Here is an 18,838-nt window from a genome sequence, read left to right on the forward strand (position 1 = left end):
AGCCTAAGGCGTGCGGGGGAACAGGATCGGCAGGACGCCGTGGCGGTCGGCGAGGGCGATCTCGCCGGGGCGCAGCGACTCGGCCAGGGCCGCCTCCGGGTGCCCCCAGCGCTTGGCGAGCACGCCCGAGTAGCCCTGGCCGGTGAGCAGGATCGCGTCCACGTGCGACCAGAACGCCGCGTCGTGCGGCGGGGACGCGCTCACGTGCACGACCGTGCACCACGGGTGCTGGCCGACCCACAGCGGCGGCGGGCTCGGGTGGTCCACGACGAGGACCTGCGGGCCCGGGAACGTGCCCGGGGCGCTGCCCGGCGACGGCGGCCAGTTCGACGGGCCGTCCAGCCAGGTCAGGCCGGGGCCGGGCAGCAGGCCGCGCAGCGTGGCCCAGGAGCGGTCGTCGACGGTGAGCACGGCGACCTGGCAGCCGACGCCGACCAGGCGGTACGCCAGCGCCGCGGCCAGGGCCGGGTGGCCGAGCACCCCCAGGCGCACGGGCTGCGGCTGGATCGCCGCGACCGAGGCGGGGCGGCCGGCGCGGTCGGTGCCGAGGTAGAGGCCGCCGATCGGCACGTCCAGGGCCAGGCCGACGCGGTCCGGGCCGTCCCAGCGGGTCGACGGGAGCATCCCCAGGTCCGCGTCACCGGGGTGCGGGGCGCTCATCGCGACGTCCAGCCGATGGCGCCGGTCAGCGGGCGCGGGCCGCCGCCGAGCGGCAGGGTGGCCAGCACGCCCGCCGCCTGCGCGCCGGGCAGCGGGGTGGCCAGGCCGGCGTCGAGGAGGCGCTGGCCGGCGTGGCGGGCGTCGGCGGGGTCGGCGGCGACCAGGCGCACGGCGCCGCGGGTGCGGGTCGCGGCCCCGTCGAGCTCGACGGCGAGCGACACCACGGACCGGTTGGCCGGGCCGGTGCCGACGGCCTCGAGCAGCTTGAGCCAGCCGGCGGCGGACGTGACCGTCACGCCCAGGCACTGGTGGTGGGCCGAGCCGGTGACCCAGCCGTCGCGCCGCAGGGTGCCCGTGGGGGCCGGATCGCCGACGGCACGCAGCGCGCGGGCGAGGTCGGCGGCATCGAGCGGTACCGACGAAACGCCCTGCGACAGCAGACGCACCCGCAGCCGGGCCAGCGCCGCGGCGACCGCCCGCCGCGCGCCGTCCGCGCCGCCCTCGCCCCGCCGCCGCGCCGCGTCCGGCGCCCAGATCGGCTCGTAGCGCACCGCGACCCAGGCCCGGCGCATGAGCGGGATGCCGGCGCCCGGCCACGGGTCGCGGGCCTGCGGGATGGAGCCGTTGCCGTTGCCGCGCGCGACGCCGAGCTGCTCGATCAGCAGCTGCACGCCGGCCAGCGGCACGTCGTCGTCGGCGGCGAACGCGGCCAGGCGGCCCAGGTCGAGGCGGATCGGCGTGCGGCTGTCCAGCTCGAGCGCGGCCGCGAAGCCCTGCCCGTCCCAGGCCACGCCGAGCGGCCGGTCGTTGCGGTCGACGCACTCGGCCACCTCGAGCCGCGGCGCGACCTGCGCCGCCGCGCCCAGTTCGGCCGGGCCGCCGAGCACGGTCACCGGCTCGGCGGGCGGCGGCGCGCTCAGCCCGGCCACCGGGGCCGCCGGCGACCGGGCGGGCGGCCGCGAGCACGCTCGCCGCGGCTCCCCGCCGCACCCGCGCGGACACGAGGTCGGTCACCCAGCGGCCGTCGCGGCGGGCGAGCGTGACCGCCAGGACCACCACCGCGACGCCGACGAGGATCCAGCCGCCGACGCCCAGCAGGACCCCGCCCGCGATCCCGGCGCCGGCCGCCGCCTCGAGCGCCAGCAGCCGCGCCCGGCCGAGCCGCAGTCGTGACCCGCCGCGCAGTGTCGCCTGTGCCGCCACTACCCTCGCCGCCCCGTTCCGGTCAGTGGTGTCGAACGCTGTCCCCGTATCATGAAGCCGCAGGGAGCAGCCGGACAACCCGACGCTGAGGACGCACCGACACGATGGCGACCACCCGCGACCACGTCGCAGCCTACGACTACGAGAGCCGGCGGCGCGTGACGAGCCTGGTCCTGGGCGCCGACGAGGCCGGGCAGGACCCGCACCGCCGGCTGAACCGGACGATGATCGGCAGCGCGGTCATCGCGGTGCTCGTCATGGCCGGATTCGGCGTCGCCGGGCTGCTCGGCGGGGGCAGCGGACCCGCGCTGCCGGACTCGGGCGCGGTGCTGGTCAAGGGCAGCGGCGATCGGTACGTCCTCGTCGACGGCGTCCTGCACCCCGCGCTCAACCTCAGCTCCGCGCTGCTGGTCGGCGGCGGACGGCCCACCGAGGTCCGCTCGTCCGCCCTCGACGGCAGGCGCCGCGGCCTGCCCGTCGGCATCCCCGGCGCGCCCGACGGCATCCCGCAGCGCCTGGCGGCCGGCCCGTGGACCGTGTGCATGCTGCCGTCGGGGTCCCAGGTGGTGCGGCCCGAGATCGAGGTCCTCGTCGGCCTGCCCGCGCCCGCCGAGGGCGCGCTCGGGTCCGCCTCCGCCGTCGTGGCCGAGGACGCCGGCACGGCCTGGCTCGTCACGCTCGGCCGGCGGTACCGGCTGGGCGGCAACACCCGCGCCCTGCTCGGCCTGCAGGACGCCCGCTCGATCGGCGTGCCGCCCCGCGTGCTCGACACGCTGCCGGAGGGCCCCGAGATCGCCGTCCCGGCCGTGTCGCGCGGCGGCGCGCCGAAGGTCACGCTGCCGGTCAAGGCGAACGTCGGCGACGTGATCCAGACCCAGGGCACCGGCCAGGGCCCGAGCTACTCGCTGGTGCAGTCCGACGGGCTCAGCCCGATCACGCCGCTCACCGCCACGCTGCTGCTGGCCGGCGACAGCAAGCTCGTCAAGGCCGACCCCGGGGCCGTGAACGCCGCGACCTCGCGGCTGGCGGTGCCCGGGAACGCCGGGTGGCCCAAGGAGGTACCGAAGGCGGTCGACCCCGTCCGCGGCCAGCCCCTGTGCATCTCGACCACGCCGGGCACCCCGCCGGGCGACGCGCCCTGGGCCGTGTCCGTGAGCCTGCCGCGGGAGATGCCGGCGCCGTCGTCGGCCCCGCCGATCGCCACGAAGGCCGGCACCGACGGCGACCTGGCCACGGCGGTCGCGATCGTGCCCGGCACCGGCGCTCTGGTCCTCGCGACCACGACGGCCGGGCAGGACGGGGGCTTCAACCTGGTGACCGAGGCCGGCCAGCGCTTCCCGGTCGTCTCCGCCGACGCCGTGGCCCGCCTGCAGCTCAACCCGGCCGGGGCGAGCCGGCTGCCGCTGCCGTTCGTGGCGCTGCTGCCCTCCGGCCCGACGCTCGACCCGCAGGCGGCCGCGCAGGAGTACCAGGGTCGTTGACATCGCGGTGCCCGGCCCGACAGGCTCGGGGCATGAGCGAGGAGCGCGACATCTGGGCGGCGGCCGACCTGGCCACCCCGATGGCGATCCGGGTCGCGGCGACGCTGCGCCTGGCCGACCACATCGCCGCCGGCACGACCACCTCCGACGCGCTGGCCGAGGCGGCCGGCGCCGACCCCGACGCGCTGGGCCGGCTGCTGGGCCACCTGGTCACGGCCGGCGTTCTGGCGCGCACCGGGTCCGGCTACGCCCTCACCGGCCTCGGCGACCAGCTGCGCGACGACCACCCGCGGGGTCAGCGCGCCTGGCTGGACCTGGAGGGCTCGGTCGGCCGCGCCGACCTGTGCTTCGCCGACATGCTGCACACCGTGCGCACCGGCGAGGCGGTGTTCGAGCGCCGCTTCGGCCGCCCGTTCTGGGAGGACCTGGCCGCCGACCCGGCGCGGCAGGCCCAGTTCGACGGCCTGATGAGCTCGCGGCTGACGGCGGACGCGCCCGAGGTCGCCGCGGCCTACCCCTGGGCCGTGCTCGGCCACGTGGTCGACGTGGGCGGCGGCGACGGCAGCCTGCTGATCGCGATCCTGCGGGCCCATCCCGGCCTGCGCGGTACCGTCGTCGACCTGCCCGGCGCCGTGGCCCGCGCCGAGCACGCGATCGCCGCGGCGGGCCTGACCGACCGGGCCGGCGTCGCGCCGGGCAGCTTCTTCGACGAGCTGCCGCCCGGGGCCGGCGGCTACGTCCTCTCCGGCGTCCTGCACGACTGGCCGGACGAGGACGCCGCGCGCATCCTGCGCCGCTGCGCCGACGCGGCCGGCGACACGGGGACGGTCCTGATCTGCGACCACATCGGCGACGCCTACGACACCGAGGGCGACATGCGGATGCTGTGCTACTTCAACGGCCGCGAGCGCACCCTGGGCGACCTGGGCGACCTCGCGGCCGCGGCGGGCCTGGCGGTCGCCGACGTGACCCCGGCCGGCACACGGTCCCTGCTCGCCCTCCGCCGGGCCGGCCCCGCCTGACGTCCTGTGGTCGGCCCGTCCGGCAGCACGACCAACGGCTCCCAGCTGCAGCGGTGGGACGGCAACGCCACGAACGCCCAGCGGGCCGCCGTCCTTTCCCGAGCGGGCCCGGCCCGGCCCTCACCAGGGCCGGGCCACTAGGCTCGGGACCGTGGTCACGGAATTCGGGGTTGAGCTGCCCGACGGTCGCCTGCTGCACGCGTACGACTCCGGCGGCGACGGCCCGGTCGTCTACTGGCATCACGGCACCCCCAACATCGGCGAGCCGCCCGCGCCGCTGTTCGAGACCGCCGAGCGGCTCGGGCTGCGATGGCTGTCGCACAACCGGCCCGGCTACGGCGCCTCGACGCCGAGCCCCGGGCGCGGGATCGGGTCCGTGGCCGCCGACGCCGCCGCCGTCGCCGAGGCGGCCGGGGTCGAGCGGTTCGTGGTCATGGGCCACTCCAGCGGGGCCGCGCACGCGCTCGCCTGCGCCGCGCTGCTGCCGCAGCGGGTGGTCGCGGCGGCCGGGATCTCGGGACTGGCGCCGCACGAGCGGTTCACCGACCGCTGGTTCGACGGGATGGCCGCCGGGGCCGCCGGGTCGCTGCGGGCGGCGCTCGACGGGCGCGAGGCCAAGGCGGCACACCTCGCGGCGGCGACCGGCGAGGAGGACATCGGGTTCCTGCCCGCCGACTGGGAGGCGCTGCGGACCGACTGGGCCTGGTTCGACGACATCGTGCCGGCCGCGCTGCTGACGGGGCCGGGCGGGCTCATCGACGACGATCTCGCCAACGTGGGACCGTGGGGGTTCGAGCCGGAGGCGATCGACCGCCCGGTGCTGCTCATCCACGGCGCCGACGACCGCATGGTGCCCGCCGCGCACAGCGCCTGGCTCGCCGAGCACGTCAAGGGCGCCGAGCTGCGCCTCATCCCGCAGACCGGCCACATCACGGCGATGCGCCAGGGTGCCGCCGCGCTGGAGTGGCTCGCCGGCACCCTGTGACAGCGAAAAGGGGGCGGCCGCGACGGCCGCCCCCTTGCCGCACAACCGTTACGCGTACGCCTCGATCTCGTAGATGCGGGCCGCCGTGTCGGTCGTCTGGGTCGCGGTGATGATGTTCAGCCGGACGTACCGGCCGGTCACGTTCACCGCGCTCGTGGTCACGTCCGCGGTGTTGCCGCGGGGCGAGGCCACCGTCGTCCAGGTGCTGCCGTCGCTGGACACCTGCAGGTCGAAGTCGCGGGTGTCCCACGACGCCGACTCGCCGCCGGCGCCCGCGTGGCGCACGACGATCGAGCTCAGGTGGTTGGCGGCGCCCATGTCGACCTGGAGGAACTTGTTCGTGCCCAGCGAGCACCACTTGTCGGAGTTGCCGCCGGAGACGCTGCCGTTGACCGCCTTCTCCGGGCCCTCGGTCGAGGCGCAGGAGGAGTCGGCGGTGGCGGCCTTGTTGAGCAGGAGGTTGCCGCCGGTCGCGGCGCCGTAGACCTCGAACTCGTAGATGCGCGCCGCGCCGTTGCCGTCGTTGGCGGGGGTGGAGATGTCCACCTTCACGTAGCGGGCGGTCCGCGCCGTGAACTGGTGCAGGGTGCGGCTGGACCGGTTGCCCGAGACCGTGGCGGCCTGGCTCCAGTTCGTGCCGTCCGTGCTGGTGGAGATGGTGAACGCGCCGGTGTTCCAGCCGGTGTTCTCGGCCCCGAGGCCGGCGTGCTTGAGCACGACCGCGCCGACGGACTGGTTGGAGCCGAGGTCGACCTGGAGGAACTTGGTCGCCGCGGAGGTGCAGAACTTGCTGTTGTTCATCAGGCTGCCGTCGACGGCCTTGTCGGCCGACTCGGCGGCGGCGCAGGTGGCCGAGCCCGTGGCGGTCTTGCCCTGGGCCAGGTTGGTGCCCAGGTTCGGCGGGGTGGCCGGCTGGGTCGCGCCGTCGGTGAAGGACGGCGGGACGTTGCCCGCGCCGGTGCCCCAGGAGGACGGGCCGGTGCCCATCGTGTAGTTCAGCGTGCCGCCCGCGGCCAGGTCCGGGTAGCGCAGGTAGTTGTTGGCCACCGCGGAACCGTTGAGGGTCAGGCTCTGCACGTACTGCGAGGTCGCGCTGCCGCCGTTGATCTGGATGTTGCCGGCCGAGCGCTGGATGAGGATCGACGGGAACGACGGGCCGTGGATGGCGAGCGTGTCGGCGCCCGGCGTGGCCGGGTACATGCCCATCGCGGACCAGATGTACCACGCCGAGGTGGCGCCGAGGTCGTCGTTGCCGGGCAGGCCGCCGGCGCCGGTGGTGAACTGCTCGTTCATGACGCGCCGCACCGCCGAGGAGGTGCCGGCCGGGTACTGCGCGAAGTTGTACGCCCACGGCACGCCGTGCTCCGGCTCGTTGCCGAGGTAGAAGTACGGGCGCGACAGGCCGGCGTTGAGCTCGGTGAAGTGGTGGTCGAGGCGCTGCCTGGCGGTCTGCGGGCCACCCATGAGGTTGATGAGCCCGGCGAAGTTGTAGGGGACCATCCAGGTGTACTGCGCCGCGTTGCCCTCGGTGAACGGGCTCTCCTGGGCCGGGTTGAGCGGCCACGGCCAGGTGCCGTCGCTGTTGCGCGGGTGGATGAAGCTCGACTCGGTGTTGAACGTGTTGCGCCAGTACTGGGCGCGGGTCATCGCCGAGTTGTACGTCGTGGTGTCCCCGAGTGCCTTGGCGAACTGGGCCACGGCGAAGTCCGACGCCGAGTACTCCATCGAGTCCGACGGGGCGCCCGGGATGTACTTCTTGGACTCGTACTCCGCCTCACGCCCGCGGATCGGCGAGCCCTGCGCGCCCTGGCCGGCGATGGCGTTCTTCATCAGCTGCAGCGCGGCCGCGGTGTCGAAGTCGCGCGCACCGAACTGGTAGGCGCTGTCGACGATGATCGGGCCGGGGTCGCCGGTCATGACGAAGTCCTCGTTGGTCTGCTGCGACCACTTGGGCAGCAGGCCGCCCTGCTGGCCGTCGAGGACCATCGACTTCATGATGTCGCTGGTGACGTCGGGCGCGATGAAGGCGACGAGCGCGGCCCACGAGCGGTAGATGTCCCAGCCCGAGTAGTTCTGGTACACGTTGTGCGTCGCGGTGTGGATCGCGTTGTCGAAGCCGCGGTACTGGCCGTTCACATCGCTGGAGATGTTCGGGTTGACCAGCACGTGGTACAGCGCGGTGTAGAACTTCTGCAGGTCGGTCGCGCTGCCGCCGGTGGCCTGGATGCGGTTGAGCGCGGCGTTCCAGGCGTTGTTGGCGTTGGTCCGCGCGGTGTCGAAGGTCGCGGTCTCGGCGTTGAGGTTCGCCGTGGCGTTGGCGACGCTCACGAACGAGACGCCGATCTGGACGTTGACGTTCGCGTTGGACGTCGTGTCCCACGTGAGGAAGCCACCGGTGTTGACGCCGGAGGTGCTCGCGGAGCCGTTGCTGATCGTCGAGCCGTTCCAGGTGCCGAACGACGACGGGGCCCGGTCGAACTTCATCGAGAAGTAGATCGGGTAGGTCTTCGAGGAGCCGCAGAAGCCGCCGGCCGTCGTGCTGCCGGTCATGGTGCTGCCGGAGATGCTGACGCTGCCGCTGCGGTTGCCCGTGGCGCTCCGGCTGGTGTTGACGAGCAGCCGGGACTGCGTGTTCGAGGGGAACTGCAGGCGCATGACGCCGGTGCGGGTGGTCGAGGTGACCTCGACGTTCGTGGAATACTTGTCCAGCCGGTTCTTGTAGTAGCCGGCCTGGGCGACCTCGTTGGTCTTCGTGTACGCCGAGGAGTAGCTGGTCCAGTTCGTGCCGGGGGAGGAGCCGAGCGCGCCGGTGACCGGCAGCAGGCCGAGGTCCTCGTTGTTGGGGCAGCCCGCGCCGTTGAAGTGCGTGAGGCTGAACTCCTCGATCGTGCGGTCCTTGTCCCGGTACCCGGACGGCGACGCGGTCGGCGTGTCCGGACTGAACTGGAGCATGCCGAACGGCACGGTGGCACCCGGGAAGGTGCTACCGCCCGCGCCACCACCGACCGGGTTGGGCGAGTTGGAGTCGTCCGTGCCGATCAGCGGGTTCACGTATTGGGTCAGGTTGAGGTCGGCGGCCTGGGCGGGGGCCGCGAACTGCACGACGGCGAGGGTGCTGCCCAGCAGGGCGGCTCCCGCGCCGGCGAGCAGCCGGTCGACCTTGCGGGATCGGGGCATGGTGTCTCCCGTTCGGTGGCGGTGAGGACGGGAGAGCGCTCTCGATGGACATTCATAGTCCCTGATCCGCGTTTGGTCAACATTTGTCAATACGTGCGCAGGTCAGACCCCCATCACTGCGCGCAAACCCGCCGAAACGCTCCGTCAACGCGCGGATTCGCCGTCCCTCGGGCCGCCGGGGGTCGATGGCGGATCGGAGGCGACCGATGCCCGGCGGGGTTGCGCGGGGATTCCTATCTGTCAATGATTGGCAGAAGTCTCGTGGGCGTTGCACGGAGTCAACACTTTCGAACAAGTACCGATGAAAATTCATGAGTTTCGTTGACACATTCCATCGGAAAATGTTTGCTACGTCACGTGAACCCGCCATCGCACCCCACTCGCCGGGACCTGTTCCGCCTGGCCGCCCTGGGTGGGCTCGCCGGCTCGGTCGAGGACGTGCGCACCTACGACCACGCGCTGCCGGCCGCCGCGATCGCCGCCGCCGCGGGCCTGGCCACGAGCCGGGTCGCGGCGTACTCCTTCGACGCCGCCGACGCGTCCCTGACCCTCAGCGGCGGCGCGGCGCTCGGCGGCGGCGGCTTCAGCGGGAGCGCGCTGGTGCTCAACGGCAGCACCGGCTTCGCGACCGCGGCCCGGCTGGTGGACACCGCGGCGAGCTTCTCCGTCTCGGCGTGGGTCCGGCTCGCGGCGACGTCGAACTTCGCCACGGTGGCGGGGCAGGACGGCGCGCAGGCGAGCGGGTTCTGTCTGCAGTACTCGGCGGCGGACGACGCGTGGGCGTTCGCGATGGTCGCCGCCGACACCGCGAACGCCGCGGCGACCCGGGCGGTGTCGCCGTTCCCGCCGCGGGCCGACGGGTGGACGCATCTCGTGGGGGTGCGCGATGCGTCCGCCGGCCGGCTGCGGCTCTACGTCGATGGGGTGCTCGTGGCGGATGCCGCCGCGGGTCCGGCGTGGGGTGCGGGCGGGGCGTTCACGATCGGCCGGGGCAAGTGGAACGGCGGCGACGCCGACCACTTCCCCGGCCGCGTCGACCAGGTGAAGGTCTGGACCAGGGCATTGACGGACGCCGACGTCCAGGCGATCGCCTGAGCGGCATCTGGCAGCGACTCTGCCTGTTGACCGGGGGCTGAGGACCGACGTAGAACGTTGTGAGAGCGCTTTCTGTAAAGGAAGTTAATCGTGGCCGCCATCCACCGAACGCTCGCCGTCCTGCTGCTGCTCGTCGCCGGCCTGGCCGTCGTACCCGCATCCGCACAGGCGGCGACCGCCGTCTGCGCCCAGTACTGCGACACCCGCGACCCGTCCCAGGCCCGCCAGGAGACCTTCCCGGTCGGCACGCTGCTCATCAACAACCGCCGGATCGTGCTGCACGTCTCCGACCTCGACGGCATGGCGTGGGGCTCGATCGACGCCGGCACCGAGGGCGAGTCGGTCTGGCTCGACCGCACCTTCGACGGCGGCGCCACCTGGGACGGCCTGCTCGGCAAGGCGTCCATCCCGGCCACGTGGACCGGCACCCGGACCCTCATGTACAACCTCGCCGACCCCTCGCACCACCGCCGCGGCATGATCCGCGCCTGCGGCGACGCGCACGGGGTGGCCTGCACGAGCTGGGTGCACGCCTCCGTCTGCAACGCCACCTGCGACAACGCCGGCGGCGCAACGGACGCCGACCCGGTGCGGTCGGTGGCGCTGAGCGGCCGGACCATCGCGCTGCACATCGACGCGGCCGGCATGGCCTGGGGCGCGATCACGAACAACCGGGCCGGCGACGAGGTGTGGCTGGACCGCTCCTTCGACGCCGGGGCCAGCTGGCCGGGGGGCTCGTCATTGGGCCGCACCACCAGTGGCCGCACGAACCGCTTCAACGTCACCGACCCCACCTCGCTGCTCTACGGCGGGGCGGTCCGCGCCTGCGGCCGGGCGGTCGAGGGCCAGAACGGCGCGTGCACGGCGTGGGCCCGCCCGTCCTCGGCTCGCCTGCGGGCCGCGGCCGACGCGCTCATGTACTCCTACGACCCGTACCCGGCCTGGTACCCGTCCAGCTGGTGGAACTCGGCGGTCGCGCTCAGCACGGTCATCCAGTACATCCGCCGCACGGGCGACCAGACCTACGCGTGGGCGGTGAAGCGCACCTTCGACGTCAACCGGGTCGCCTTCCCGGCCGGCGCCCGCTCCAGCGACCCGGTCGACGGCCACTTCATCAGCCGCTCCGTCGACGACACCGCCTGGTGGGGCCTGACCTGGGTCGACGCCTACGACCTGACGCACGACCAGGCGTACCTCAACGAGGCCGTGACGATCGCCAACTACGTCGCCGGCTTCTGGGACACCTCGACGTGCGGCGGCGGCGTGTGGTGGGACCGCGAGCGGACGTACAAGAACGCGGTCACGATCGGGCTGTACCTTCGCCTGGCCGCGGCCCTGCACAACCGCATCGCCGGCGACACCGCCTGGCTCAACCGGGCGACGACGGGCTGGGCCTGGTTGCAGAAGAGCGGCCTGATCAACGGCTCGAACCTGGTCAACGACGGCCTGACGTCGGCCTGCGCCAACAACGGCCAGACGGTGTGGACCTACAACCAGGGCCTGGCCATCGGCGCCGCGATGGAGCTCTACCGGGCCACGGGCGACCCGGCCTACCAGGACGCGGCCCGCCGCCTCGGCAGCGCCGCACTCGCTTCCGGCCTGGTGCGCAACGGCATCCTGACCGAGTCCTGCGACCCCGGCCAGTCCTGCGACGACAACCAGAAACAATTCAAGGGCGTGTTCATGCGGTACCTCGCCGAAGCCGGCCAGTTCCAGACCTTCGCCGACACCCAGGCCAACAGCCTGTGGTCGACCCGCGACTCCCTGAACCGCATCGGCAGCCGCTGGGCCGCGCCCCCGTCGCCACCGGACTGGCGCACCCAGGCGAGCGCCCTGTCGGCCCTGCTGGTGGCCTCGTGAGCGCCCGTCACGCCCGGCACGTCGGGATCCTGCTGCAGCTGCGGTCCCGCCCGTGGGTCTCGGCGGCGGCGCTGTCGTGCCGCTTCGGCGTGGACGTGCGCACCATCTACCTCGACATCGACCTGCTGACCGCGGCGGGTCTGCCGATCGAGGCGGTGCCGGGCCGTGCCGGGGCGTACCGGCTGGCGGCGCACGCGGTGCTGGCGAACGTGGAGGAGCCGCTGGGCGACGCGCCGGAGCCGCTGGACCACTATCTGCGCGGGACTCGCAGCCGGGAGCAGCTGCGGCAGCTGGGGCAGCGCGCGTACGCCCGGCAGCAGCGGCTGCTCCTGCACCGCCTGGCGGGCTGATGCGGGGACGCTCACCGGCCGGACCGCGACGGCCCGCGTCCCTGGTCCGGGCGGCGGCGCGGGCCGTGCATGCAGCCGGGCCAGCGCTGCATCCCTGGTCCGGGCGGCGGCGCGGGCCGTGCATGCAGCCGGCCGGCATCCGCACGTCCCTCGCCTCCCAGGGCTCCGGTGCCCCGACGTGCGCATGACGGCGGGTCAGCAGATCCGCGGCCATGTGCGACGAACCCGCCGCACGGCCTGGCGCCAGAACATGGGATGCCGGTCGTGCGGCGGGAACACCTCGCCGGAAGAGCCGTCGTCCGGCGAGAAAGCCCGCCGGGGAGAACTCAGCAGGCCGCGTCCGTGCCGGCCACGTTGACCGCCGTCCAGGCGCGCTGCACGGCCCGGTACTCGGCGCCGCACTTGCCGTACAGATCCGAGGCCGCCGCGAGCGTGTACGCCCGAGCGGTGTTGCCGGGGTTGGCGTCGTTGACGTACGAGGTGCTCGACGTGAAGTACACGTCCAGCGCCCGGTACCAGATCGCGGCCGCCTTCTCGCGGCCGATGCCCGTCACCGGGCCGGCGTTGCCGCAGACCGGGCTGGTGCCGTACTGCGTCTTGCCCGTGCCCTCGGCCAGGTCGAAGAAGAAGTGGTTGGCCACGCCCGAGGAGTAGTGCACGTCCACGTCCTTCGTGGTCGCCGACCAGCAGCCGTGAGAGTAGCCGTCCCGTGGCGGGTCGTACATGTAGCGCAGCGGCGTCCCGTTGCCGTTGAGGTCGATGCTCTCGGCGATGCTGTAGTCGCCGGGGTCGGCCGGGTTGTTGGCGTAGAACTCGACCATCGTGCCGAAGATGTCGCTCGTGGCCTCGTTGAGCCCGCCGGACTCGCCGGCGTAGGTGAGGTCGTTCGGCACGCTGTGCTGCGTGACCCCGTGCGTCATCTCGTGCGCGGCGACGTCGAGCTCGACGATCGGGTGCGCGTTGTCCCGGCCGTCGCCGTAGTTCATCTGCTTGCCGTCCCAGTACGCGTTCTCCAGGCCGTCGCCCACGTGCACGCGGGACACGACCCCGCGGCCGTTGTTCGCCACGCCCTTACGCCCGAAGGACTTCAGGTAGTAGTCGTACGTGACCTGAGCGCCGTAGGCGACGTCGACCGCGGCGCTCTGCGGGTCGTCGGCCTTGCCGTTGCCCCACGTGTTGTCGTCGTCGCTGAGCTGGGCGCACGCCCCGCTCTCCTGGTGCCGCATGTCGCAGACCGAGGCGCGCCCGCGGGTCGTGTCGATCATCCGGTACTGGCTGCCGAACTTCTGCGTCTCGACGCTCACCTGCCCGCTGTAGAGGCTGTGACCGGTCCCCGCGATCGTCTCGATCTCGTCCCACTGCCCGATCACGGCCCCGGTGTGCGCGTCCGTGAGCACGTGCAGCCGTGACGGGGTGCGGCCGTCCTTGGCCGTACCGACGACGAAGCTCTCCCAGGCCAGCCGCCCGGTGCCGGTGGAGGCCTCGACGATGAGCTTCTGCCCCTGCAGCTGGGCGATCCTGCCGGCGAAGCGCTCCCGGGCCTTCGCGGCGGCGTCCGCGGCCGGCACCTTCGGCGCGGTGTCGACCCTGAGCGGCGCGACGAGCCCGTTGGAGCTGCCCTTGTACTGTCCGTCGGCCCCGAGATGCACGATGACGTCGCCGCCGTACACCGGCAGCCCATGGTAGGTGCGCGTGTACCGAACGTGCTTCGTCCCGTCGGTGTCGGGCCGGAACGCGAAGTAACCGAACGTGTCCTCGGGCGCGGCGTGCACATCGGCCAGATGCGTGTCGAGGGCCTTGCGCACCGGGGCGGCCGCGGGCGGCTCGGCTTCCGGGGTCGCCGAAGCGTCCACCTCGGCGGTGTCCGATTCGGCGCTCGGGGAGCCGTCCGCCGCGACGTTCACGGACTTCGGTGCGTCGCTACAGCCGGCAAGGACGACCGCCGAGGCGGTGAGTGTGATCAGTAATCGAAGAGCCGTTGACATGTGGGTATTCCTAAGCGCTGGAGGCCGATCACGTCAGTCGCGCGCCGGACGCTGGCACAAAGCCGCTAGTTCATCCGCGCAACCGCTCGGCAAGGCGCGATGGCGGGCCGGCGGTGGGGTGCGCCAGCGTGCGCCGTGGGAGAGGGCCCGGAAGGTGCGACGCGGCGCCGACGGAGCGCGTTCGGAACATGGCGAAGGCCGGCCACCGCGAACGGTGACCGGCCTCGAGCCAGGGGTAGCCCTCGTCGTGCTCAGTTGGCCGCGACGCCGAACTGGCCGCCACCGGCGTGGAACTCGGTGCCGTCGACGAACGACTTGCCGAAGCTCTGCTCCAGCTGGTCGAGCTCGCTGAAGTTGGCCTGGTGGGCGTTCTCGCTGCCCTCGGCCGCGAACACGTGGTCGTCCGAGGTCGCGTCGTGCGAGTAGTTCGTGTAGTCGTCGGACTCGTAGTGCACGGCCGCCGGCGCGTCGTACTCGACGTGGTGACCCTGCGCGAAGTCCGTCGACTCCGCGCTGTGGTGGTCCTGCTCGTACACGCCGAACTGGTTGTTGTAGTCGGCCTCCGAGCCCGCGGCGTGGTGCATCTGGTCCAGCGAGCCCTGCTCCTGACCGGCCTCGTAGTGCCCGTAGTCCACGTCGCCGTGACCGGTGTCGCCCATGTCGTAGTCGCTCATCGTGCTCTCCCCTGGAAGTCGTTGTCGCTGTTGAGCACTACGGTACGGAGTCCCCGCGGCCGTCGAATCCCGGAAACGTGCCACCACGGCGGCGCGCGCGAGGGCCTCCGGGGTCGCCGGCGACCGCGGATCCGGCGAAACGGACGATCAGGCGGGGGAAGGCCGGCGATCAGGCGGGCGAAGGACCGGCGATCGCGGGCAGCACGAACTCCCGCAGCACGGCGAGCGGCGTCTTCCACTGCTCGTCCGCGTCGTAGTTCCCCGCGGTCACGGCGAGCACCAGGCGCGGCTCGGGCAGGATGAAGAGGCGCTGGCCGCCGTTGCCCATGGCGGTCCACATCCGGTGGCCGTCGAGCGGCTCGATGTACCACTGGTAGCCGTACTCCCCGCCCCACGCGTTCGGCAGGCGGGGCTCCAGCATGGTGCGCACCCACGCCGCGGGGACGATGCCGGCGCCGTCGGCCAGGACCAGCTCGCCGAGGCGGGTCAGCGAGCGCGGGGTCAGCCGCAGGCCCGACGCCGCCGAGGCGACGCCGTCGGAGCCGGTGATCCACTCGAAGGCGTCGATGCCGAGCGGGTCGAAGAGCTTCGCACGGGCGTACTGCGGCAACGCGACCCCGGTCCCGTCGGCGATGAGCGCGCCGAGCAGGGCCGACGCGCCGCCGCAGTAGGACCAGCGGGTGCCGGGCGGCTCCAGCACGGGGCGGGACAGCACGTACCGGTAGCGGTCGGGCGCCAGCTCCATCGCGATCTCGGCGTTGTCCGGGCTGGTGTAGGGCAGGTCCTCGCGCCACTGCAGGCCCAGCGACATGGTGAGCGCGTGTTCGACGGTGAGGCGGGCGCGCTCGGGGTCGGCGGCGAGGTCGGGGTAGCGCGGGAAGTACCGCAGCAACGGCTCGGACGGGTCCGGCACTTTGGCCTCGGCCAGCGCGATGCCGTACAACAGCGCCGTGATGCTCTTGGTGATCGACCTGAGGTCGTGCAGCGTCTCGGGTCCGAAGTCCACGACGCCGAGCGGCTGACCCCAGGTGCTGTCCGGCCCGGAGCCGTAGTGCTCCAGCACGACCGAGCCGTCGCGCACGGCCACGGCCGCGTGCAGTCCGTCGAGCGCATCGAGTGACGTCATAGGCAGGTTGTACCGTGGCCCGGGAGGCCCGGGCCACGGCAATTTCGCTGGACTAGACCCGAGTCCACTTCTGGTTGCCGCCGCCGGTGCAGTCCCACAGCTGCAGCTGCGAGCCGTTGGCGGTGCCGTGCCCGGCCACGTCGACGCACTTGTTGGCGTTGACGTTCACCAGGTCGCCCGCGGCGGTCAGGGTGAACCGCTGGGCGCCGGTGCCGTTGCAGGTGTAGAGCTGGATCGCGGTGCCGTTCGCGGTGCCGGCGGCGGCCGCGTCCATGCACTTGCCCAGCGCCCGCACGGTGCCGTCCGAGCCGATCGTCCACTGCTGGGCGGCGGTGCCGTTGCAGTCGTACACCTGCAGCCGCGCCCCGTCGACCGGGTTCGCCGACGGCACGTCGATGCAGCGGCCGCTCTCGTTGCCGCGCAGCGCGTTGCCGCCCGGCGGCGGGGTGCTCGCCGTGCTCACGTGCACGTAGTCGACGAGCATGCGGTTCACCGACGGGGTGGAGCCGTCGGGGCTGCCGGGGAAGTTCCCGCCGACGGCCAGGTTGAGGATGATGAAGAACGGGTGGTCGTACACCCACGGGTTGCCGCGGGTGCTGGCCGGGGTGGCGCGGAAGTACTCCGAGCCGTCGATCGTCCAGACGATGAGGTTCGGCGACCAGTCGACGGCGAACACGTGGTACGCGTTGCCGAGCGGCTGGCCGATGTTGCGGGTGCCGCCGACCGCGTTGCCGCCGGAGTACCCGGGACCGTGGATGGTGCCGTAGACCGTGTTCGGGTCGCGGCCCACGTTCTCCATGATGTCGATCTCGCCGTCGCCCGGCCAGTTGCTGCCGCCGAGCATCCAGAACGCCGGCCACAGCCCGTTGCCCTTCGGCACCTGGATGCGGGCCTCGACGCGGCCGTACTGCTGGGTGAACTTCCCGGCCGTCTGGATGCGTCCGGAGGTCCACTGGCACGTGCCGTACCAGCAGCTGTGCCCGCCGCTCTCGCGCCGGGCCTCGATGACCAGGTGCCCCTGGCCGTCCTGGTACACGTTGCTGGTGCCGCTGTTGTAGTACTCCAGCTCGGAGTTGCCGAAGCCCCCGCCGCCGGTGTCGAAGTTCCACTTCGACGTGTCGACGCCCTGGCCGGACGCCCCGCTGAAGTCCTCGTTCCACACGACCGCGGCCTGTGCGGCGCCGGGCGACGCCACCACGAGCAGGCCGGTCGCGGCGATCGTTGCCATCAGCGCGGCGGACGCCAATGACCTGAGCCTTCGCATCTGCTTACCTCCCAGGCGGATTAGTGAGGTTACTTAACAGATCTATCGGAGGCTATGCGGCCGGCGGGGAGCCGTCAATATGCGACTTGAACTAAGACGCGCATTGACAATGAACAGTCAACTTTCCTATCGTCCCTGGCCAAAGAGGCTCACCCCCACACCCGAAGGAGCCCCTATGCGCCGATCCGCCCTAGCCATCGCGGCGGTCACGGTCGCCGCCGGCGCCGCCGTGGCCTTCGCCGTCCAGCCGTCCGCCAGCGCCGCCACGCTGCCGAACGGCTTCCGCAGCATCGGGTACATGCCGTCCTGGGCCGGCAGTGCCACCGCGATCCAGTACAGCAAGCTCACCCACGTCAACTACGCGTTCGTCCTGCCCAACGGCAACGGCAGCCTCGGCGCCGTGGACAACCCCGCCAAGCTGCAGCAGATCGTCTCGCTCGGCCACGCCGCGAACACCAAGGTGTCGCTGTCGATCGGCGGGTGGAACGACGGCAACGACTCCGCCTTCGAGACCCTGGCCGGCAACGCCACCGCCCGGACCGCGTTCGTCAACAACGTCGTCAACCTCGTCAACCAGTACAACCTCGACGGCGTCGACATCGACTGGGAGTACCCGGACCCGGGCACCTCGGCCAACAACTACACCGCGCTCATGTCCCAGCTGAGCACCGCGATGCACAGCCGCGGCAAGCTGCTCACCGCCGCCGTGGTCTCCGAGGGCGGCACCGCCAACGGGGTGCAGCCGGCCGTGTTCGGCTACGTCGACTGGCTCAACATCATGACGTACGACGGCGGCAGCCCGCACGCCAACTACGACTGGTCCGTCGCCGCCGTGAACTTCTGGAAGGGTCGCGGCCTGCCCGCCGCCAAGGCGGTCATCGGGGTGCCGATCTACTCGCGGCCGAGCTACCTGACCTACGCCGACCTGGTCTCGCGGGACCCGGCCAACGCCAACCGCGACTGCGTCACCGTCAACGGCTCGAACGAGTGCTACAACGGCCTCGGCACCGTGCGCCGCAAGACGCAGTGGGCCATGGCCAACGGCGGCGGCATCATGTTCTGGGAGCTCTCGCAGGACGCGACCGGCGCGAACTCGCTGATCAGCGCGGCCTACGAGACCGCGACGGGCGGCACCCCGCCGCCGACCACCCCGCCGGCGGGCCGCACCGGGCGCATCACGGGCCTCGCGGGCAAGTGCGTGGACGTCGCCGCGGCGTCCACGGCGAACGGGGCGGCGATCCAGCTGTACACCTGCAACGGCACCACCGCCCAGAGCTGGACGGTGGCGTCGGACGGATCCCTGCGCGCGCTCGGCAAGTGCATGGACGTCACCTCGGCCGGCACCGCCAACGGCACGAAGATCCAGCTGTGGGACTGCAACGGTACCGGCGCGCAGAAGTGGCAGTACAACAGCGGCAACAGCACGCTCGTGAACACCGCGTCGGGCCGCTGCCTCGACGTGACCGACAACAGCTCCGCCGACGGCGCCCGGCTGCAGATCTGGGACTGCTTCGCCGGCGCCAACCAGCGCTGGACGCTGCCGTAGGGCGCGGCGGCGCGCGGCCCCGTACGACGCTCGTACGAGCGTGTCCGGGGATCCGCGCGCCGCTGTCCGGCCGCCCACCGGTCCGCTTCGCTGGTGGTATGAAGCTCATCGTCGTGCTGATCGTCCCCGGGCCGCCGCTGGATGCCCAGCCGGCGGCGGCCCCGGACTGGGCCGGCCTGACCTGCCGCGAGCGGGAGGTCGCCGCCCTCGTCGGCCGGGCGCTGACGAACCGGCAGATCGCCCGCCGCCTCGGGATCTCGACCCACACCGTCAACTTCCACCTGCGGCGCATCTTCGGCAAGCTCGGCATCCAGTCCCGGGTGCACCTCGCGCAGATCGCCAAGGCCCACGCCGACGCCGCCTGATGCCGGCGCTGCCTGATGCCGGCGCTGCCTGATGCCGGCCGCCTG

Annotated in this window: 15 protein-coding genes; 8 read left to right on the top strand and 7 right to left on the bottom strand. The window is 72.7% G+C overall.

What is annotated here, in order from left to right; all coding sequences use genetic code 11:
* Nucleotides 1–3: 3 nt before the first annotated feature.
* On the bottom strand, nt 4–660 hold the full coding sequence (locus ACQP1P_RS19690; RefSeq protein WP_433088145.1) for a hypothetical protein: 657 nt from the start codon (nt 658–660) through the stop codon (nt 4–6).
* A complete protein-coding gene (locus ACQP1P_RS19695; protein ID WP_433088146.1) occupies nt 657–1,589 on the bottom strand; it encodes a type VII secretion protein EccE in 933 nt (310 codons plus the stop codon). The genes ACQP1P_RS19690 and ACQP1P_RS19695 overlap by 4 nt, the downstream gene beginning before the upstream one ends.
* 378 nt (nt 1,590–1,967) lie before the next feature.
* Between ACQP1P_RS19695 and eccB the strand changes: the two genes are divergently transcribed.
* The 3 genes from eccB to ACQP1P_RS19710 all read left to right on the top strand — a co-directional run bounded on the left by eccB (nt 1,968) and on the right by ACQP1P_RS19710 (nt 5,351).
* Nucleotides 1,968–3,344 carry a type VII secretion protein EccB gene (gene eccB / locus ACQP1P_RS19700; protein ID WP_433088147.1) on the top strand — a complete coding sequence of 459 codons (1,377 nt, stop codon included), beginning with the start codon at nt 1,968–1,970 and terminating at the stop codon, nt 3,342–3,344.
* Nucleotides 3,345–3,376: 32 nt separating this feature from the next.
* Entirely contained in the window at nt 3,377–4,366 is a 990-nt protein-coding gene (locus ACQP1P_RS19705; RefSeq protein WP_433088148.1) for a methyltransferase, read from the top strand.
* Between the two features lie 151 nt (nt 4,367–4,517).
* Nucleotides 4,518–5,351 (top strand): alpha/beta fold hydrolase, encoded by an 834-nt coding sequence (locus ACQP1P_RS19710; protein ID WP_433088149.1) that lies wholly within the window; start codon nt 4,518–4,520, stop codon nt 5,349–5,351.
* A 48-nt stretch (nt 5,352–5,399) separates the two neighbouring features.
* On the opposite strand, the gene ACQP1P_RS19715 is transcribed toward ACQP1P_RS19710, so the two are convergent.
* Nucleotides 5,400–8,528: a GH92 family glycosyl hydrolase gene (locus ACQP1P_RS19715; RefSeq protein ID WP_433088150.1), complete on the bottom strand. Its 3,129-nt coding sequence runs from the start codon at nt 8,526–8,528 to the stop codon at nt 5,400–5,402.
* A 357-nt stretch (nt 8,529–8,885) separates the two neighbouring features.
* Here ACQP1P_RS19715 and ACQP1P_RS19720 point away from each other — a divergent pair, with 357 nt between their 5' ends.
* The 3 genes from ACQP1P_RS19720 (at nt 8,886) to ACQP1P_RS19730 (ending at nt 11,833) form a co-directional block, all read left to right on the top strand.
* Complete coding sequence (locus tag ACQP1P_RS19720; protein ID WP_433088151.1) at nt 8,886–9,623, top strand: LamG domain-containing protein; 738 nt, start codon at nt 8,886–8,888, stop codon at nt 9,621–9,623.
* A gap of 90 nt (nt 9,624–9,713) precedes the next feature.
* Entirely contained in the window at nt 9,714–11,483 is a 1,770-nt protein-coding gene (locus tag ACQP1P_RS19725; RefSeq protein ID WP_433088152.1) for a glycoside hydrolase family 76 protein, read from the top strand.
* Nucleotides 11,480–11,833, top strand: a complete 354-nt coding sequence (locus ACQP1P_RS19730) for a helix-turn-helix transcriptional regulator (protein ID WP_433088153.1) — start codon at nt 11,480–11,482, stop codon at nt 11,831–11,833. Before ACQP1P_RS19725 ends, ACQP1P_RS19730 begins: the two co-directional genes overlap by 4 nt.
* Before the next feature lie 326 nt (nt 11,834–12,159).
* On the opposite strand, the gene ACQP1P_RS19735 is transcribed toward ACQP1P_RS19730, so the two are convergent.
* The 4 genes from ACQP1P_RS19735 to ACQP1P_RS19750 all read right to left on the bottom strand — a co-directional run bounded on the left by ACQP1P_RS19735 (nt 12,160) and on the right by ACQP1P_RS19750 (nt 16,882).
* The gene (locus ACQP1P_RS19735; protein WP_433088154.1) at nt 12,160–13,737 is read right to left on the bottom strand and encodes a M4 family metallopeptidase; all 1,578 of its coding nucleotides are present in this window, start codon (nt 13,735–13,737) and stop codon (nt 12,160–12,162) included.
* 332 nt (nt 13,738–14,069) lie between these two features.
* Nucleotides 14,070–14,492 (bottom strand): hypothetical protein, encoded by a 423-nt coding sequence (locus ACQP1P_RS19740; protein WP_433088155.1) that lies wholly within the window; start codon nt 14,490–14,492, stop codon nt 14,070–14,072.
* Nucleotides 14,493–14,661: 169 nt separating this feature from the next.
* On the bottom strand, nt 14,662–15,618 hold the full coding sequence (locus tag ACQP1P_RS19745; RefSeq protein ID WP_433088156.1) for a serine hydrolase domain-containing protein: 957 nt from the start codon (nt 15,616–15,618) through the stop codon (nt 14,662–14,664).
* Nucleotides 15,619–15,670: 52 nt separating this feature from the next.
* Nucleotides 15,671–16,882, bottom strand: coding sequence for a ricin-type beta-trefoil lectin domain protein (locus ACQP1P_RS19750; protein ID WP_433088157.1), 1,212 nt, complete (start codon nt 16,880–16,882; stop codon nt 15,671–15,673).
* 175 nt (nt 16,883–17,057) lie between these two features.
* On the opposite strand from ACQP1P_RS19750, the gene ACQP1P_RS19755 reads away from it, so the two are divergent.
* Nucleotides 17,058–18,428: a glycosyl hydrolase family 18 protein gene (locus ACQP1P_RS19755; RefSeq protein WP_433088158.1), complete on the top strand. Its 1,371-nt coding sequence runs from the start codon at nt 17,058–17,060 to the stop codon at nt 18,426–18,428.
* Nucleotides 18,429–18,526: 98 nt separating this feature from the next.
* The gene (locus ACQP1P_RS19760) at nt 18,527–18,793 is read left to right on the top strand and encodes a helix-turn-helix domain-containing protein (RefSeq protein WP_433088159.1); all 267 of its coding nucleotides are present in this window, start codon (nt 18,527–18,529) and stop codon (nt 18,791–18,793) included.
* Nucleotides 18,794–18,838 lie beyond the last annotated feature (45 nt).

Source organism: Dactylosporangium sp. CA-052675 (assembly GCF_050947935.1).
Classification (GTDB): domain Bacteria; phylum Actinomycetota; class Actinomycetes; order Mycobacteriales; family Micromonosporaceae; genus Dactylosporangium.

Bases quoted from the DNA above. Each gene is read 5' to 3' on its own strand.
- ACQP1P_RS19745 (WP_433088156.1), bottom strand. From the start codon at position 15,618: ATGACGTCACTCGATGCGCTCGACGGACTGCACGCGGCCGTGGCCGTG.
- ACQP1P_RS19755 (WP_433088158.1), top strand. From the start codon at position 17,058: ATGCGCCGATCCGCCCTAGCCATCGCGGCGGTCACGGTCGCCGCCGGC.
- ACQP1P_RS19705 (WP_433088148.1), top strand. From the start codon at position 3,377: ATGAGCGAGGAGCGCGACATCTGGGCGGCGGCCGACCTGGCCACCCCG.
- ACQP1P_RS19715 (WP_433088150.1), bottom strand. From the start codon at position 8,528: ATGCCCCGATCCCGCAAGGTCGACCGGCTGCTCGCCGGCGCGGGAGCC.
- ACQP1P_RS19750 (WP_433088157.1), bottom strand. From the start codon at position 16,882: ATGCGAAGGCTCAGGTCATTGGCGTCCGCCGCGCTGATGGCAACGATC.
- eccB (WP_433088147.1), top strand. From the start codon at position 1,968: ATGGCGACCACCCGCGACCACGTCGCAGCCTACGACTACGAGAGCCGG.
- ACQP1P_RS19690 (WP_433088145.1), bottom strand. From the start codon at position 660: ATGAGCGCCCCGCACCCCGGTGACGCGGACCTGGGGATGCTCCCGTCG.
- ACQP1P_RS19760 (WP_433088159.1), top strand. From the start codon at position 18,527: ATGAAGCTCATCGTCGTGCTGATCGTCCCCGGGCCGCCGCTGGATGCC.
- ACQP1P_RS19740 (WP_433088155.1), bottom strand. From the start codon at position 14,492: ATGAGCGACTACGACATGGGCGACACCGGTCACGGCGACGTGGACTAC.